This window comes from Caldicellulosiruptor naganoensis, assembly GCF_026914285.1.
GTDB classification, from domain to species: Bacteria; Bacillota; Thermoanaerobacteria; order Caldicellulosiruptorales; family Caldicellulosiruptoraceae; genus Caldicellulosiruptor; species Caldicellulosiruptor naganoensis.
This window is the reverse complement of sequence record NZ_CP113864.1, coordinates 1,085,001-1,102,949: the sequence shown is the minus strand read 5'-3', so window position 1 is coordinate 1,102,949 and position 17,949 is coordinate 1,085,001. Positions and strand designations below refer to the sequence as shown.

Below are 17,949 nucleotides of genomic sequence, written 5' to 3'. Positions count from 1 at the left end.
GAGATATAATTTTATCAGGCAATATTTAAGTATTGAAGTTACGATGTTATTTTGGTACTCTTATATACAAAAAGGTCAAAAAGGAGAATGAAAATGAAGAAAGCAATACTTGTTTTAGAAGATGGACTTACATTTGAAGGAATCTCACTTGGTGCAGAAGGTGAAACAATTGGTGAGGTTGTTTTCAATACATGTATGACAGGTTATCAAGAAGTGCTCACAGACCCTTCTTACAATGGTCAGATTGTCACGATGACTTACCCTCTAATAGGAAATTATGGCATAAACGATGAGGATGTTGAATCATACAAACCCCACGTTGAGGGTTTTATTGTAAGAGAAGCATGTAAAACACCTTCTAACTTTAGATCAAAAAAGACGTTAGACGAGTATCTAAAAGAACACGGTATAGTTGCAATTGAAGGTGTGGATACACGTGCAATCACAGAGCATATAAGAAACAAAGGTTCTATGCTTGGAATAATTTCAACAGAGACTGATAACAAAGAGTTTCTTTTGAATAAAATTGCAGAATATAAGAATCAAAAACCTCATTTAGTAAAAGAAGTCTCAACAAAAGAAATGTATAGAATAAAAGGAAATGGCAAGAGGGTTGCTGTGCTTGACTTTGGAATAAAGCAGAATATATTAAGAGAGCTATCAAAAAGAGGACTTGATCTGTATGTTTTTCCATACAATGCTTCACTTGATGAAGTAATGAAAGTAAATCCTGATGGATTTGTATTTTCAAACGGCCCGGGTGATCCTACTGATCTTGAAGAAATATTTGATACTCTAAAAAGTATTATAAGTCTCAAAAAACCTATCCTTGGAATATGTTTAGGACATCAGCTTTTGGGCCTTTGTTTAGGACTTAAGACATATAAGCTAAAATTCGGCCACCATGGTGGAAATCATCCCGTAAAAGATTTAACAACTGGCAAAGTCTACATTACCTCACAAAATCACAACTATGCAATTGAGTACAAAGAATACGACAAAATAAAGATAACCCATATAAATGTCAATGACAAAACTGTTGAAGGGTTTGCTCATTTAGACCTTCCAATTGTTTCTGTTCAATACCACCCTGAGGCAAGCCCTGGTCCACATGATTCAAAATACATTTTTGATCAATATATAAAGCTTTTGAATGGAGTGTAGCAAAAGATGCCAAAGAGAGAAGATATAAAAAAGGTTTTAATCATTGGCTCTGGACCAATAGTAATTGGGCAGGCTGCTGAGTTTGATTATTCAGGGACTCAGGCCTGCCGTGCTTTAAAAGAGGAAGGAATAGAAGTTGTACTTGTCAACTCAAATCCAGCAACAATTATGACAGACACTGAAATAGTTGACAGAGTGTATATTGAGCCAATTTCTGTTGACTATATTGAAGAAATAATAAAAAAGGAGAGACCACAGGGACTTTTAGCAGGCCTTGGTGGACAGACTGCTTTAAACATGGCATTTGAATTAGCTGAGGCTGGAGTGCTTGAAAAATACAACGTAAAACTTTTGGGAACATCATTAGAAACAATCAAAAAGGCTGAAGACAGAGAGCTTTTTAAAAAGACAATGCTTGAGATAGGCGAGCCTGTACCAAAGAGTATCATTGCTCATAATGTGGAAGAGGCTTTAGAATTTGCGAAAGAGGTTGGGTACCCTGTAATTGTCCGTCCTGCATATACTCTTGGTGGCACAGGTGGTGGCATTGCCTATAATGAAGAAGAACTCAAATACATCGCAAGTAAAGGTTTGAAACTTTCTCTAATTCATCAGGTTCTGATTGAGCAAAGCGTTCTTGGGTGGAAAGAAATAGAATACGAAGTGATGAGAGATAGTCAAGACAACTGTATTACCGTGTGCAACATGGAAAACATTGACCCAGTTGGAATTCACACAGGCGATAGCATTGTTGTCGCTCCTTCGCAGACCCTTTCTGATAAAGAATATCAGATGCTGAGAAGCGCTGCAATAAATATTATCAGAAGTCTCAAAATTGAAGGTGGCTGCAATGTGCAGTTTGCCCTAAATCCAAACAGTATGGAATATGTTGTTATTGAAGTAAATCCAAGGGTGAGCCGTTCTTCTGCCTTAGCATCAAAAGCAACAGGTTATCCTATTGCTCGAATCGCAGCAAAGATTGCAATAGGTCTTACACTTGATGAGATAATAAATCCAATTACTCAAAACACATATGCAAGTTTTGAGCCTTCTATTGACTATGTAGTCGTAAAAGTTCCACGTTGGCCTTTTGACAAGTTTGAAAAAGCTGACAGAAGACTGGGAACACAGATGAAATCAACCGGTGAGGTAATGGCAATCGGAAGAACATTTGAAGAAGCATTTCTAAAGGCAATAGACTCCTTAGATGTGAAAATCAATTACCAGCTTGGACTCAAGAAATTTGAAGAAATGCAGGATGATGAGCTTTTAGAGTATATAAAAATCCCCAATGATGAGAGGATATTTGCAATTTGTGAGGCACTGGCAAGAAACTATGACTGCAAATTTTTAAGTGAGCTTAGCAAAATTGATTTGTTCTTTATACAAAAATTCAAAAACATTGTAGAGATGTCAAAACAGCTCAAAAAGTATGACCTTGACTCTTTGCCATACGACCTTTTAAAAAAGGCAAAAAAACTTGGTTTTGGTGATTCTTATATTGCAAACCTTCTAAAAGAAGACGTAGATGATGTAATTGAAATAAGAGAAAAGTGTAAATTAAAACCTTCATTTAAAATGGTTGATACATGTGCGGGTGAGTTTGAGGCAAAAACTCCCTACTTTTACTCAACATATGAAAGTGAAACTGACCTTCAAGTTAGCTCGAACAAAAAAGCAATAGTTATTGGCTCTGGTCCTATTAGAATTGGGCAAGGCATTGAATTTGACTATTGTTGTGTGCACTCAATATTTGCACTAAAAGAAGAAGGTGTTGAGGCAATAATAATAAACAACAATCCTGAAACTGTTTCAACAGACTTTGACACATCTGACAAGCTCTTTTTTGAACCTCTTACAAAAGAGTGCGTACTTGATATTATAAAGCAAGAAAAACCTATGGGCGTAATTGTCCAGTTTGGTGGGCAGACAGCTATCAATATGGCTTCTTACATTGCTAAAAATGGAGTAAAGATTTTAGGAACATCAATGGAAAGCATTGACATCGCTGAGGACAGAGACAAGTTTTTGAACCTTTTAAAATCTCTTGAGATACCTCATCCTCAAGGCGGTTCTGCATACAACTTAGAAGATGCAATCAAAGTAGCAGAGCAGATTGGCTATCCGGTTTTGGTAAGGCCATCTTATGTACTTGGTGGTAGGGCAATGGAGATAGTCTACAGCAAGCAAGAGCTTGAAAGATATATTAAAGCGGCAATGGAAATTTCTATAAAGCATCCTATTTTGATTGACAAGTATATTGTTGGCAAAGAAGCAGAGGTTGATGGAATTTCTGATGGTGAGGACGTTTTAATCCCTGGTATTATGGAACACATTGAAAGAGCTGGTGTTCATTCAGGCGACAGCATGGCAGTTTTCCCACCTCATACGCTTTCAGAAAGTGTAAAAGAAAAGATTGTTGATTATACAATAAAACTTGCACGTGCCCTCAAAGTTGTTGGACTTTTTAACATCCAGTTTGTAATTGACAAGGATGAAAATGTATATGTCATCGAGGTAAATCCAAGAGCAAGCAGGACCGTGCCAATTTTGAGCAAAGTAACAGGAATTCCAATGATAAAGATAGCTACAAAACTGATACTTGGTAAAAAACTTAGAGACTTGGGATACAGAACTGGTCTTGTAAAAGAGCCTGACTTTTTTGCAGTAAAAGCACCTGTATTTTCATTCTCAAAACTCTCGAAAGTGGATGCGTATTTAGGACCAGAGATGAAATCAACAGGTGAAGTACTTGGAATTTCTAAAAATCTTAAGGTTGCTCTTTACAAAGCTTTTGTTGCATCCAATCATAAGTTTGTAAAAGAGGGTAGTTGTTTTATCATGGCACCTGAGAGCGAAAGAGATTCAATTTTACAAATTATAAGAAAATTATACGAAATAAATTATAGAGTATATATGCCTGAGAGTATGAAAAACATTGTAAAAGGTTTAAATGTTCAGTTTATAGACGAGAAAATTGCTGAAAAAATGCTAATGGAAGACAAATTTTCATTTATTATAAACATTCCATCAAAAGATTCAAATTACGAATTTGGGTTCAAAATGCGAAGACTTTCAGTTGAGTTTGGCATCACTACCTTGACCTCAATAGATACAGCAACTTACTATGTAGACGTGTTGACTTCACTTGATGAGCTTGAAAGAGATATTTACTGTTTAAATGACTTGTTCAAAGGAGAAAGGATGAAACAGTATGAGACATTTTCTTTCCTTAAATGAATTGACAAAAGATGAGATATTGTACTTGGTTGACCTTGCTTGTAGGCTAAAAAGTGAAGTAAAAAGAGGCTTTTTCTTTCCTTACCTTAAACACAAGACATTAGGTTTGATTTTTACTAAGGCTTCTACACGAACAAGGGTATCATTTGAGGTGGGAATCAATCAGCTGGGTGGATACTCGCTCTATCTTAGTAAAAATGATTTGCAGCTTGGTCGTGGTGAGACAATAGAAGACACTGCAAAGGTTTTGTCAAGGTATCTTGATTTGATTGTAATTCGAACATATGCTCAAAGTGAGGTTGAAGAATTTGCAAAGTATTCTTCAATCCCTGTTATAAATGGTCTTACAGATGACTATCACCCAACTCAGATAATAGCTGATTTTCAGACAATCTTTGAGGAAAAAGGAAGACTAAAAGATTTGAAAATTGCCTATGTTGGCGATGGAAATAATGTTGCAGCAACACTTTTGGTAGGTGCAAGTAAACTTGGACTTGATATAGCAGTGGCAACACCAAAAGGATATGAAATAAAAAAAGAAGTTGTTGACTTTGCTAAAGATGAGGCAAAGAGAAGTGGTAGCAATCTTATATTTACCGACAATCCAAGAGAGGCTGTAAAAGATGCAGATGTTGTCTACACAGACACGTGGGTTTCGATGGGGCAAGAAGAGGAAAAAGAAAAGAGGATAAAAGATTTTGAAGGTTACCAGGTAACTCAAGAGCTAATGAAACTTGCAAAAGAGGATGCAATATTCTTGCACTGTCTTCCCGCTTATAGAGGTTTTGAAGTTACTCCTGAGGTTATTGACGGTCCTCAATCCAAAGTTTTTGATGAGGCCGAAAACAGGCTCCATGCACATAAGGCTATTATGGTGTTTGTGTGTTTAGGGAGAATATGAAATAATTCTAAAAAGGGCTTCATATCAACAGCCAAAAAAATTGATATGGAGCCCTATTGTTTTTGTTTTCTATAAGACACTTCTAATTGCTTCTAAGAAACTTGCTAAATCTTCCTTTCCCTCATCAATCTTATTTATAATAGCACTTCCGATAACAATGCCGTCTGCTACCTCTTTAAACCTCAGCACATCTTCTTTGCTCTTGATTCCAAATCCTACTGCCAGGGGTGTTGAAGTAACTTTTTTTAGTTCACTTAATAGTTCATAAATGCTTTTGTCAATTTCGCCTTTAAAGCCTGTAACACCTTTTCTTGTAACACAGTAAACAAACCCTTTTGAAGTTCTTGCAATCATTTTTGCTCTTTCAATTGAGCTTATAGATACAAGGTCAATATAATGCACTCCATTTTCCCTGCAAGCATCCTTAAACTCAGCACTTTCTTCATACGAAACATCAGGTATAATCACTGCATCTGCGCCAAAGTCTTTGCAATCTTTGAAAAACTTTTCAATTCCCCTTTTGTAAACTGTGTTTGCATAAAGCATTATAGCAACAGGTTTGTCCTTTTTGAACTTTTCTATGCTGTAAAAAAGATGATCTAATTTCACACCTTCTTTCAAGGCTTTAACAGACGCTCTTTGAATAACCTCACCATCTGCAACAGGGTCAGAAAATGGAAAGCCGAGTTCCAAAATATCTACATAAGAATAGATAAGCTTTATATAATCAAGAGTTTCCTCCTTAGATGGATAGCCAAATGTTGTATAACCAATAAATGCCTTTTTCCCCTTCGATTTTAGATCCTCAAATTTCTTATCAATCAAATTCACCTTTAATCTTCCCTCCAAAATTGCAAAATAGTAGAAATATCCTTATCTCCTCTTCCAGAAAGATTTATAACAACCACATCGTCTTTTTTGAACATACCATTTCTTGCCCTTTTTACAACCTCTGCAATGGCATGAGAGCTCTCTAAAGCGGGGATAATCCCTTCCAGCTTACACAAAAGCAAAAATGCCTCTACTGCCTTTTCATCTTCTATCCCCACATACTCAACTCTTCCTATCTCTTTCAAATAAGCATGCTCAGGCCCAACCCCTGGATAGTCGAGACCTGCTGATATTGAATGTGTGTTTAAAATCTGACCATCTTCATCCTGCAACACATAAGTCTTTGCACCATGAAGTATGCCCACAGAGCCGCTGCAAAGTGTTGCAGCAGTCTTCCCAGTATTCACACCTTCACCTGCACCTTCAACACCTATCAGCTTTACCTCAGGCTCATCTAAAAAGGCTGAAAAAATACCAATTGCGTTTGACCCACCACCCACACATGCAAAAACATAGTCAGGTAGTCTTCCCTCTTGCTCTAAAATTTGCTTTTTTGTTTCATTGCCAATAACACTTTGAAAATATCTTACTATCCTTGGAAAAGGATGTGGGCCTGCAGCGGTACCAAAAAGATAAAAAGTGTAATCATATGTCTCACTCCAGTCACGCATTGCTTCGTTTATAGCATCTTTTAGCGTTTTGCTACCTTTGTCAACAACCCTCACACTGCTACCAAGCATCTTCATTCTCTGCACATTATGATACTGTCTTTTTGCATCCTCTTCGCCCATGAATATCTCACATTCCATGTCAAAAAGAGCTGCGACGGTAGCTGTTGCAACACCGTGTTGACCTGCACCTGTTTCAGCAATGAGTCTTTTTTTGCCCATGTGCTTTGCTAAAAGTGCCTGGCCTATACAGTTGTTTATCTTATGAGCACCTGTGTGGTTTAGATCTTCTCTTTTTAGGTATATCTTGACACCAAGGTGTTTACTCAGATTCTTTGCAAAGTAGAGTGGAGATGGTCTTCCAACATAGTTTTTGAGATAAAACTCATATTCAGATTTAAAATTTTCATCTTCGATTAGTCTCACAAACTCTTTTTCTATTTCTAAAAGAGCTGGCATCAATGTTTCTGGCGCATACATACCACCAAATCTGCCAAAATACTTATCCATTTTTAACTTCACCAACCTTGTATTTTGTTAATTTTTCTATGATAGTTTTCATTTTGTTAAAATCCTTAAATCCATTTGTCTCTATCCCTGAACTGATATCAATCCCAAGAGGATTGAGCGCAAGATATTTTTCAATATTTTCGGGTGTAATTCCACCTGCAACGATAAAATCAAAATCGGCATTTTTTGCAAGCTGAACTATATCTATCTCCTTCCCCTTTGGTCTGTCAAGAAGGATAAAGTCTACTATGTCCTTATAAATTTTTGATCTTTCAATGTCATTTACCTTCTCTACCTCGACTGCTTTAATAATCTTGAAACCTTGGCTTTTTAAGTATGTGATAAACTCGATACTTTCATTGCCATGTAGTTGTATAAAGTCAAGTTTTAAATCTTTACTTATACTTAAGACTTCGCTGAGAGTTTGGTTCTTGAAAACTCCAACCGATTTTATAGAAGGATTTTTCATAGCCAGCAGTCTCTTTGCAGTGTCTTTTTCAACTTTCCTTGGACTGTCGGCAAAGATCAAACCTATCATAGTTGGACTTAAGATGTTGCAGTACTCAACATCTTCTTCTCTTCTTATGCCGCAAAACTTCACTATCATATTCTCTCACCAATTATCTCAACAGGATTTTGAGTCTTCATAAAGGATGTTCCTATAAGACAGCCATCCACACCCAAAGAACGGATATACTCAAAGTCTTCTCTTGATTTTATCCCACTTTCGCTTATAACTGCTACATCTTTTGGAATATATTTCAAAAGTCTTTCTGTTTTTTTAAGGTCAATTGTTAAATCATCCAAATTTCTGTTATTAATCCCTATCAATTTAGCCCCGCAATTTAAAGCTTTTTCAATCTCATATTCGTTTTCAACTTCAACAAGAGGAACAATGTCAAGAATCTCTAACACCTTTATAAAAATGCTGAGCTGCTTCTCACTCAAGGCTTTTGTGATAAGTAAAGCAGCATCTGCACCGATTATTTTTGTCTGGTACAGTTGCCATATGTCGATGATGAAATCCTTCCTCAAAACAGGGAGAGAAGTAGCACTTTTGACATCCATCAAGTCCTGTTCAGTTCCCTTGAAAAAGTTCTTTTCTGTCAGCACAGATATTGCAAAGAACCCTAAGCTCTCATAAAGCTTTGCGATTTCTTTGACATCAACATTTTCAGAAATTATGCCTTCAGATGGAGATGCACGCTTTATTTCACCAATGATACAAAAATTCTCTTTTTTAAAGATCTCCTTGAACTTGTTTTCGCAAGATGTAGAAGTGCACTTTTCAATAGCTAATTTTTTCATTTTTGTAACTGGAACTAATTGTTTGCACTTTTCGACTTCTTTCTTCTTGACATCTAATATCTTTTCAAGTACACTCACTTTTTTAAGCCCCCACTTTATAGTGTTGTTGCAAATCTTTAAGCTTTAACATAGCATCACCTTTTTTTATTGCACTTTGGCACAAAGCAATACCTTCTTCAATATCATTTGCAACCTCGGCAATATAAAGAGCAAAAGCAGAATTTAGAACAACTGCCCAATAATAAGCAGAAACCTCGCCATTTAAAATACTCATCAGAATTTTTGCATTCTCTTGCGGGGTATATCCTTTAATATCATCAAGTGTGTACTCTATACCATACTCTTTTGGGTCTATGTAGTATTCTTTGACATTATCACCTTGCAACTCTAAAACTCTTGTTTTTTGTGAAACCGAAATTTCATCAAGCCCATCAAGGCTGTGGACAACGGCCGCTCTTTTTCTTCTTCCTTTCAAAACAGAAGCTATCTTTTCCTGTGCTTCACAATCAAAAGCACCAACAACTTGATAGTTCAAACTTACAGGGTTCAAAAGCGGACCTAAGATGTTAAAAACTGTTCTTATACCAAGCGACTTTCTCACATTTGCTACCTTTTTTATTGCTGGATGGTACACGGGTGCAAATAAAAATGCAAAATTAAGCCTTTCTAAGCCTTCTAAAATCTTTTGAGCTGATGCCTGAATATCTATTCCCAAATTCTCTAAGATGTCTGCAGAGCCAGAGTTGCTCGTAATACTTCTGTTACCATGTTTTGCAACCTTTAAATCAAAGCAGCTAAGAACTATCGCACTTGCAGTTGAAATATTGAATGTACCTTTGCCATCTCCACCAGTGCCGCATGTGTCTATGGTTTTTGGGTGACTATATTCAATCTTTTGAGCCTTTTCATAAAATGCGTCGACAAAAGCAGAAATTTCTTCTTTTGTTTCCCCCTTTGTTTTGAGTGCTGCCAAAAAAGCTCCAAACTTTATCTCATCAAGCTCGCCATCAAGTATGCTTTCCAAAAGTCTTTTTACTTGGACATAATCCAAATCTTTTTTTGCTGTTATAACCTCAAGCGCCTCTTTGAGCATCTTCTTTCACCTGCCCATAACACAAATCTAAAAAGTTCTGTAATATCTTTTCCCCATCAGGTGTCAATATTGATTCAGGGTGAAATTGAATTCCATATATTTTTAGCTCATCATTTAAAATTGACATAACCTCGTCATCTTCACTTACTGCGGCTATTTTGAGTCCCTGCAATGATGCTGTCTTTTCTACAACCAAAGAATGGTATCTGCCTGCAAAGAACCTGTCTGGCACACCTTTGTAAAGTGGACTTCTTTTACCTGCTTCTAATAAGTCTACTCGAGACCTCATTCCATGGTATATAGATTTTGCATGCACAACTCTTGCTCCAAAACATTCGCCTATCACCTGATGTCCCAAACATACCCCCAATATTGGGACTACCCCCGCGAACTTCTTTACTACCTCTGATGAAATACCTGCATCTTTGGGACTTCCTGGCCCAGGTGAGATTATTATTCCTGCAGGGCTTAGTTTTTGTATGGTGTCAATTGTAACCTTGTCGTTTCTAAAAACTACTACCTGAGTTTTGCTTGCAATCATCTGATAAATATTGAATGTAAATGAATCGTAGTTATCTATTAACAATATCATTCTCATCCACCTCCATAATTTTCAAAAAGGCTCTCAGCTTCGTTAAACACTCTTGATATTCATTCTCAGGAATAGAAAGATTAACAATTCCAGCTCCGCTCTGAAGAAGGAAAGTATTTTCTTTTTTGTCTTTTATGGCCATTCTGATTGCAATTGCCAAGTCAAGGGAGTCTTTATAAATATAACCTATTGCTCCCCCATAAAGTCCCCGTCTTTGACTTTCATATTTTTCTATAAGTTGCATAGCTCTTACCTTTGGTGCACCTGTAAGTGTTCCTGCCGGAAACACTGAAAGTATTGCTTTTATAAGATTTTTCTCTTCCAGCTCACCTGTGACAACTGAGTAGATGTGTATGAGGTTATAAAGCTTTTTTATTTGTAGATACTCTTCTACCTTTACCGTGCCGGCCTTTGAGATTCTTCCCAAATCATTTCTGGCCAGATCTACAAGCATGACGTGTTCACTGATTTCTTTCTTGTCTTTTAATATTTCTATCTTCTTTTGTCCAACATCATCACCATCATTGATTCTGTATGTGCCAGCAATAGGAAATGTCTTTACAATGTTTTTCTCCTTTTTAATCAGCGTCTCTGGTGAAAAACAAACAATCTGCTCATCTTTGGTATTTATTACAATAGAATACTCAGACGGATTCTTTTCTTTCATTTTGTAAAAGAGCTGGTTTGTTGAAATATCGCTTTTTATCTTTATCACTTGAGACAGTACAATCTGAAAAATTTCTCCATTTCTTATATCCTCTTTTGCTTGTTTGACTATGCTGATGTAGTAATCTTTTGGTGTGTTGTACAAAACTCTACTTGTTACTTTTTTGGTATTTTTATTAAATTTGACAAAGTCTTTGCCTTTGAATTCAAGCCCTTTAGGAATAACTACTTTGCTAATCCCTGAGATTTTGTCAACCAAAAAATTCTTTTTGTATACAGTGAATACGATATATGGCTCATCAGTAGAGTAAATATCTTCTATTAAATTTATGGCATGGTAATTAAACCGTGTTGTAATGAAGGCATTCTTTTCAATAAGATGCATTAAGATGTTATTGGTCTTTTCTAAAACTTCTTTGTACTCAATTATTTTAGTAGAACTATCTTCAAATTCAATTCTGTTTCCAAACACCTTAATGGACAAAAGAATATCATAACAGAATGCTACTATTTGAGAACTTTCGAAGTAAAAGTAATCTTCTTTTATTGACTCAAAATCAATATGAGATATGTCTATTGAATTGTTGGAATATTCCTCAAAGAAAGGAATATTATAAACTGCACCTTGATAACGAAAAAGCCCCGATGAGCTATCGGGGCGCACGTATGCCGCCTTCTTCATCTTGTAGCTCATCTCCTCTCCTCTCTTCTATTCTCATCTCGTCTCGTCTCATCTTAATTTAAAAACTCTGCTTTTTCTATTCCTTGTGTAATTTTATACTTTATCTATAAGATCTTTCTCACCTAACTCCAGTTAATTTCAGTATATCAAAAAATCTAAAATCTTGCAATGGGAAACTCTGGAAAATCGAAAAATTGTAACTTAGAGAATTATCAACTCTTTTGTAGAGCTTGTCAAAACCTTACACCCGTCTTTCTTTACAACTACCATATCTTCTATTCTCACACCACCCAAGTCTTCAATATAAATGCCTGGCTCAACTGTTACAATCATATTTTCTTCTAAAATTGTCTCTGACTTTGGCGAAAGCCTTGGAAGCTCATGTATCTCAAGGCCAACTCCATGTCCCAATGAGTGCCCAAACCTTTCCATGTAGCCAAAACATCCTATATAATCTCGAGCAATTTTATCTACCTCAAGGCATTTGAGTCCCTCAGTTATAAATTCTTCTGCTTTTTGCTGTGCTTCTTTTACAATATTGTATATGCGAATCATAGTATCATCAGGACTACCAACAAATATTGTTCTTGTCATATCTGACATGTAACCGTCATATATGCAACCAAAATCTATTATCACTGCATCCCTATATTCTATCTTTTTATTTGTAGCTGTACCGTGTGGGAGTGAACTTCTCTTTCCAGATGCAACAATGGGCTCAAATGAAAACCCTTTTGCACCATTTTTTAATATAAAATAGTTAAGCTCTGCAACAATTTCGTTTTCTGTAACACCCGGTTTTATAAAATTCAGAATATGTTCAAAAGCTTTATCTGTAATTTCAACAGCTCTTTTTATAAGCTCAATTTCATCTTCATCTTTAAGAGCTCTTATTTCATCAATGCTAAAGGAAAGAGGATAGATTTTTTCACCTATTTTTTCTTTCATCTCAGAAAATGTTGAATAGGTGAGGTTGTACCCCTCAAAATAAAGTGAGTCTATCTGATTTTGAGAGAGTATATCCAAAACAGTTTCAAAAAGCTTTCCTTTATAGTCAATAATCTCAAATCCACACGTTTCTTTTTTAGCTTGCTCTATATATCTGAAATCTGTGAGAAGATATCTTTTCCCATTTCTTGTAAGTAGTAAAAAACTCTCATCCCCTTTGAAGTTGCTAAGATATCTAACATTCTCTTTTTTTGATACAAATACTGCCTCAATTTTTTCATCTTTATCGAAAAGTTTTTCAATTCTGTTATCAATCACTTAATATCCCTCACCTTTGTATTTTAGTTGTCTCGATTTAAAATCTCTTTTAGCGCATACAGTGCAATTATATAGCTCTTGATACCAAAGCCTGAAATTTGCCCTATACATGCGGGTGCAATTACACTTCTTTTTCTGAACTCTTCTCTTGCGTGAATATTGGAAATATGAACTTCAATGGTTGGAAGGTTGACGGCCTTTATTGCATCGTGTATAGCATAACTATAATGAGTGTAGGCACCTGGGTTGATAATTATACCTTCTATATTCTCCTCAAGTGCTCTGTGGATTCTATCTATTATTTCACCTTCATGATTTGATTGAAAAAAAAGGACATCTAACCCGAGTTCACTCGCTTTTTTCGATATTATTTCTAATAGTTCATTATAAGTTGTTGTGCCATATATATTTTTCTCTCTAACACCCAAAAGGTTAAGATTAGGTCCATTTATAATCAAAATCTTTTTCATTTTATTTCTCCCATCCTCTTTTCTAATATTTCCAGGTATATCTTCTTTAGCACAATTGCATCTTCACTCATATAATCTTTTGACTCACAGATAATAACAGGCTCAAGCTTTAGCTCAACAAGGGCTTCGGCCAAAGGTTCAAAGTCAGGTTCATATTGTTTGTCTTCATAGTTCCAGTGTTTCTTTTCTCCTTGTGATGTGTATTCAATTCTGCTAAAATGGCTGTGAAATCTTTTCATTCTTTCATATCCAAGCTGGTCAATAAATTTTTTCAAAAGAATCACAAAATCTTCTTTAGTCTTTAAACTCCCACCAGTAAATGCATTTATATGTCCAAAGTCAACTGTCGGAAGAAGAATTTCGTCCAACTTGCATATTTCTATTATCTCATCCACACTTCCAAGGTTGTTTTTCTTACCCATTGTCTCAGGACACAAAAAAATTCCTTCTGCTTTCATTTCCTTGACTACATTTACAACCTCAAGTATAGCTTTTTTGGCTGTCTCAAAAGCAAGTTTTCTGTCAACCTTTGCACAAGAACCAGGATGAAACACAATCCGCTCAGCTTTCATTTCTTTTGCAATTTCAACACATTCATAAATATATTCTTTTGACTTTTGCAATTTTTCTTCCTCTTGACTGCCAAGGTTTATATAATAAGGAGCATGAATAGATATAAGTATATCATACTTTTTGGCTTCTTCTCCTATTTGCCTTGCTTTCTCCTTTGAAATGTTTACACCCTTATTGCATTGATATTCATAAGCTGAAAGCCCTATAGAATGAAGCCACTTTGGTGCTTCAACACTGGACTTGTATCCTGCATCGTAAAAGCTCTGGGAGTTACCTGCAGGCCCAAACCTTGTCATTTCCAACTCTCCTTTGCCATATGGATTGAAATTATCTTCTCAGCTACAAGATCAGGACTTAAGATATCTGTGTTTATCTCAAAATCACAGTTCTTATAAAACGGCATTCTCAGGTTCATAAGTCTTATAATGTTGCTAAGTTTGTCACCATTTTTCAGAAGCGGTCTTGTGTTATCATCTTTTAACCTTTTTAGAATACTTTCAGGAGATGCGTACAAAAAATAAATGACTCCATTTTTTCTTAAAAGTCTTACATTTTCAGGATCCAAAACAACTCCTCCACCTGTTGATATAACAACGTTTTCAAGCTTTGAAACTCTTTCAATAACTCTTTTTTCGCATTCTCTAAATTTTTTCTCGCCATGTATTTCGAATATCTGGTCAATTGTCAGCCCAAACTCTTTTATTATCTCAGAGTCGGTGTCAACAAGATCAATCTTCAATTTTTCTGCAATTAATCTCCCTATGGTTGTCTTGCCACTTCCCATAAATCCTGTTAGGACAATGTTCTTCATTTTAATATACCTTTCCTTTTTTAATAAGCCGTATAGTGTGAAAGTTTGTATTTATTATACCATAAAATCTTTATATTGAAAAAATAAAAAGACCATTCTTACAATCGAATGGCCTTATTAAAAATATTTTACTTTCTCACTTTCTATTGAGTCTTTATAATCTCAATGTAGTTCATAAAATCTTTGAGCATTGCCCAGCCTTGTAAGCCTTTTTCTGTTTTTATAAGGTACCAATCGTAAAGTTTATTGTTCTTCTTCGATTGATCTTTGAACCAATTAGATGTGTCGCACCCTACTATTTCTATCTTTTCTCCCTTTCTTGTAATTGTTAGTTTGCTGCTTTTTTGGTCTCTATAAGAGTACAAAACAAAGGGTTTTTTAACATATGCAAAAACACCAACATTGTACAACTCTTGTGGAGTAAGTTTTAAGGTCCGTACACCAGAAAGTGTCTGGCTTAAGACATATATTTCTCTTTTTATCCAAAAGTCCATATTTACTTCAACGATAACTTCTTTATTTCCAAAAATGAGCGGTTTTGAATCTGAGCTAAGAAGTTCTTTGAGCGCTTTACCTTTATGATAATCTAATATCACATACTTTTCACCCTTATTTGACTTATAATGAAACAGAACTTCTTTGTATTGATCACTGCTGTCTATATCTACTATTTCAGTTCCAATTACCTGTAAAATATTTTCTTTTGGTTGATAAAAGGCACTGTTTACACTCAACACATACTTTTTCTGGCTTTTATCCAGCCAAACGCTTATTGTATCTACCTGCGAGTCTGAGTTCAAATCCACCTGCTGCTGGAAAACCAATTCTTTTTGTATATTTTGCTTTACAGATTTTGACGCTTTTTGAACTGAAGCCGGCAATTTATTTAAATTTTTTGCACTTGCTGTCATAAACAAGCTTTCGATAATAAGGGCTATTATCAATGAAATTATAAGTAATATCAGGGCCTTTGCTATCATTCTCCTAAGCATTTTCGTTCATCCTTTACATAATGTCTGTCTTTCTAATTATAATCATACCCTATCAAAAAAAGGGTATCAATACTGGTAAGCAAATTTACAAGATTTCTTAATATTTTTGTAATCCAAATCACTTTGAACTTTTTTGTATCTCAGAACGCTTAATTTATAGCAGGAGTAATAAGCAGTAGATTGGAATAGATTAACAGAAGAGTCAACGAAAGAGAATAAAGATACTCTCCATAAGTTTATTGAACGTAATATAGAATTCTATCTGAATTTTGTAATGAAAATCTCTGCTGAATATCATCTTGTCTAAGATGTTACACAATAAGTCCTTTTAAGAGCTATCATAAACGTAAACAAGTTCTTATTCGACGTAAAGTTTCTGACATGGCCTCTAAGGACCTGTATTAACATATATAAAAGCTTTTTTATACTGACATAAGTACAAATATATTAGATGGAAGATAGGTATTGTTAAAAATATAACATTTACACAAAAAATAAAACAAACAAACCCGGCAGCCACCTACTTTCCCGTGCCGTCGCCAGCACAGTATCATCGGCGTTGCGAGGCTTAACTTCCGTGTTCGGAATGGGAACGGGTGTTTCCCTCGCTCTTTCGCCACCGGATTTGTTTGCTTCTTCTTACCTTTTTTCAGCAGCCTCGCAAGTGAATAGGGTAAGGCGCTATACCGGTCAAGCTCCTCGGGCCATTAGTACCGCCTTGCTCAACGCCTCACAGCGCTTACACATGCGGCCTATCTACCTGGTAGTCTTCCAGGGCCCTTACCACCCTTTTAGGGTGTGGGGTATCTCATCTTGGGGTGGGCTTCACGCTTAGATGCTTTCAGCGTTTATCCCATCCGGACTTGGCTTCCCAGCCGTGCCCCTGGCGGGACAACTGGTAAACCAGCGGTCCGTCCAACCCGGTCCTCTCGTACTAGGGTCAGCTCCCCTCAAATACCCTGCGCCCGCGGCGGATAAGGACCGAACTGTCTCACGACGTTCTGAACCCAGCTCACGTACCGCTTTAATGGGCGAACAGCCCAACCCTTGGGACCTACTTCAGCCCCAGGATGCGATGAGCCGACATCGAGGTGCCAAACCTCCCCGTCGATGGGGACTCTCGGGGGAGATCAGCCTGTTATCCCCGGGGTAACTTTTATCCGTTGAGCGACGGCTCTCCCACTTGAAAACCGCCGGATCACTAAGCCCGACTTTCGTCCCTGCTCGACCTGTCGGTCTCACAGTCAAGCCACCTTAACGCCTTTGCACTCCTACCGCACGATTTCCATCCGTGCTGAGGTGACCTTTGGGCGCCTCCGTTACCCTTTAGGAGGCGACCGCCCCAGTCAAACTGCCCACCTGGCAGTGTCCCATCACTCGGTTCAGAGTGTCTGGTTAGTGCCCCAGTGCACCCAGGGTGGTATCCCACCGGCGGCTCCAGGGAAGCTGGCGCCTCCCCTTCTCAGCCTCCCACCTATCCTGTACAGGGCACACCAAAACACAGTGCCAGGCTGCAGTAAAGCTCCACGGGGTCTTTCTGTCCAACCGCGGGTAACCAGCGTCTTCACTGGTACCACAATTTCGCCGGGCACACCGCCAAGACAGCGCCCAAGTCGTTACGCCTTTCGTGCGGGTCGGAACTTACCCGACAAGGAATTTCGCTACCTTAGGACCGTTATAGTTACGGCCGCCGTTCACTGGGGCTTCGGTTCGGAGCTCATCACCCCTCCCCTTAACCTTCCAGCACCGGGCAGGCGTCGGCCCCTATACCTCGCCTTTCGGCTTAGCAGAGACCTGTGTTTTTGATAAACAGTCGCTTGGGCCTCTTCCCTGCGACCCTGAAGCTCATCACCTCAGGGCACCCCTTCTCCCGAAGTTACGGGGTCAGTTTGCCGAGTTCCTTAGCGGTGCTTAACCCGTCCGTCTGTGGATACTCTCCTCGCCCACCTGTGTCGGTTTCCAGTACGGGCACCTGCCTTCGCCTACGCGACGCTTTTCTTGGCAGTGTGAAGCACGGCACTTCGCCTACTTTACCTTCGGCTCCCCATCACGGCTCACGGTTGTCGGGTGTGCGGATTTGCCTACACACCCCCGCTCGCCGCTTGGCCGGGGTCAACCAACCCCCCGGTTGCCTGCTCCTCCTGCGTCCCGCCCCGTAGGATAACCTCCGGCAGGTGGCTCA

General features: G+C 37.6%; 15 protein-coding genes and 2 rRNA genes (1 of these 17 cut by a window edge). 3 read left to right on the top strand and 14 right to left on the bottom strand.

Annotated elements, in window-relative coordinates; genetic code table 11:
• Positions 1–93 precede the first annotated feature (93 nt).
• From carA to argF, 3 genes are read left to right on the top strand one after another with little or no spacing between them, the layout of a single operon-like run.
• Complete coding sequence (carA, locus tag OTJ99_RS05200; RefSeq protein ID WP_045164967.1) at positions 94–1,164, top strand: glutamine-hydrolyzing carbamoyl-phosphate synthase small subunit; 1,071 nt, start codon at positions 94–96, stop codon at positions 1,162–1,164.
• Positions 1,165–1,170: 6 nt separating this feature from the next.
• Complete coding sequence (gene carB, locus OTJ99_RS05195) at positions 1,171–4,404, top strand: carbamoyl-phosphate synthase (glutamine-hydrolyzing) large subunit (RefSeq protein ID WP_045164968.1); 3,234 nt, start codon at positions 1,171–1,173, stop codon at positions 4,402–4,404.
• Positions 4,379–5,305 (top strand): ornithine carbamoyltransferase, encoded by a 927-nt coding sequence (gene argF / locus OTJ99_RS05190; RefSeq protein WP_045164969.1) that lies wholly within the window; start codon positions 4,379–4,381, stop codon positions 5,303–5,305. The genes carB and argF overlap by 26 nt, the downstream gene beginning before the upstream one ends.
• 69 nt (positions 5,306–5,374) lie before the next feature.
• Here argF and trpA read toward each other — a convergent pair whose 3' ends face one another.
• The 14 genes from trpA to OTJ99_RS05120 all read right to left on the bottom strand — a co-directional run.
• A complete protein-coding gene (gene trpA / locus OTJ99_RS05185) occupies positions 5,375–6,136 on the bottom strand; it encodes a tryptophan synthase subunit alpha (RefSeq protein WP_045165546.1) in 762 nt (253 codons plus the stop codon).
• Between the two features lie 2 nt (positions 6,137–6,138).
• Complete coding sequence (trpB, locus tag OTJ99_RS05180; protein ID WP_045164970.1) at positions 6,139–7,314, bottom strand: tryptophan synthase subunit beta; 1,176 nt, start codon at positions 7,312–7,314, stop codon at positions 6,139–6,141.
• On the bottom strand, positions 7,307–7,921 hold the full coding sequence (locus tag OTJ99_RS05175) for a phosphoribosylanthranilate isomerase (protein WP_045164971.1): 615 nt from the start codon (positions 7,919–7,921) through the stop codon (positions 7,307–7,309). Before OTJ99_RS05175 ends, trpB begins: the two co-directional genes overlap by 8 nt.
• The gene (gene trpC / locus OTJ99_RS05170) at positions 7,918–8,700 is read right to left on the bottom strand and encodes an indole-3-glycerol phosphate synthase TrpC (RefSeq protein WP_045164972.1); all 783 of its coding nucleotides are present in this window, start codon (positions 8,698–8,700) and stop codon (positions 7,918–7,920) included. The genes OTJ99_RS05175 and trpC overlap by 4 nt, the downstream gene beginning before the upstream one ends.
• A gap of 4 nt (positions 8,701–8,704) precedes the next feature.
• Positions 8,705–9,715: an anthranilate phosphoribosyltransferase gene (gene trpD / locus OTJ99_RS05165; protein WP_045164973.1), complete on the bottom strand. Its 1,011-nt coding sequence runs from the start codon at positions 9,713–9,715 to the stop codon at positions 8,705–8,707.
• Positions 9,696–10,307 carry an anthranilate synthase component II gene (locus OTJ99_RS05160; RefSeq protein WP_045164974.1) on the bottom strand — a complete coding sequence of 204 codons (612 nt, stop codon included), beginning with the start codon at positions 10,305–10,307 and terminating at the stop codon, positions 9,696–9,698. The genes trpD and OTJ99_RS05160 overlap by 20 nt, the downstream gene beginning before the upstream one ends.
• Positions 10,288–11,655 (bottom strand): anthranilate synthase component I family protein, encoded by a 1,368-nt coding sequence (locus tag OTJ99_RS05155; protein ID WP_045164975.1) that lies wholly within the window; start codon positions 11,653–11,655, stop codon positions 10,288–10,290. The genes OTJ99_RS05160 and OTJ99_RS05155 overlap by 20 nt, the downstream gene beginning before the upstream one ends.
• A gap of 201 nt (positions 11,656–11,856) precedes the next feature.
• Positions 11,857–12,921, bottom strand: a complete 1,065-nt coding sequence (locus OTJ99_RS05150) for a M24 family metallopeptidase (protein WP_045164976.1) — start codon at positions 12,919–12,921, stop codon at positions 11,857–11,859.
• A 23-nt stretch (positions 12,922–12,944) separates the two neighbouring features.
• The gene (gene aroQ / locus OTJ99_RS05145) at positions 12,945–13,391 is read right to left on the bottom strand and encodes a type II 3-dehydroquinate dehydratase (RefSeq protein WP_045164977.1); all 447 of its coding nucleotides are present in this window, start codon (positions 13,389–13,391) and stop codon (positions 12,945–12,947) included.
• Positions 13,388–14,260, bottom strand: coding sequence for a TIM barrel protein (locus OTJ99_RS05140; RefSeq protein ID WP_045164978.1), 873 nt, complete (start codon positions 14,258–14,260; stop codon positions 13,388–13,390). Before OTJ99_RS05140 ends, aroQ begins: the two co-directional genes overlap by 4 nt.
• Positions 14,257–14,775 carry a shikimate kinase gene (locus OTJ99_RS05135; RefSeq protein WP_045164979.1) on the bottom strand — a complete coding sequence of 173 codons (519 nt, stop codon included), beginning with the start codon at positions 14,773–14,775 and terminating at the stop codon, positions 14,257–14,259. The genes OTJ99_RS05140 and OTJ99_RS05135 overlap by 4 nt, the downstream gene beginning before the upstream one ends.
• Positions 14,776–14,918: 143 nt before the next feature.
• Entirely contained in the window at positions 14,919–15,767 is an 849-nt protein-coding gene (locus tag OTJ99_RS05130; RefSeq protein ID WP_045164980.1) for a hypothetical protein, read from the bottom strand.
• A gap of 507 nt (positions 15,768–16,274) precedes the next feature.
• Positions 16,275–16,391: ribosomal RNA gene (gene rrf / locus OTJ99_RS05125) — 5S ribosomal RNA — on the bottom strand.
• A 62-nt stretch (positions 16,392–16,453) separates the two neighbouring features.
• Positions 16,454–17,949 (bottom strand): 23S ribosomal RNA (locus OTJ99_RS05120) (it continues 1,472 nt past the right edge of the window).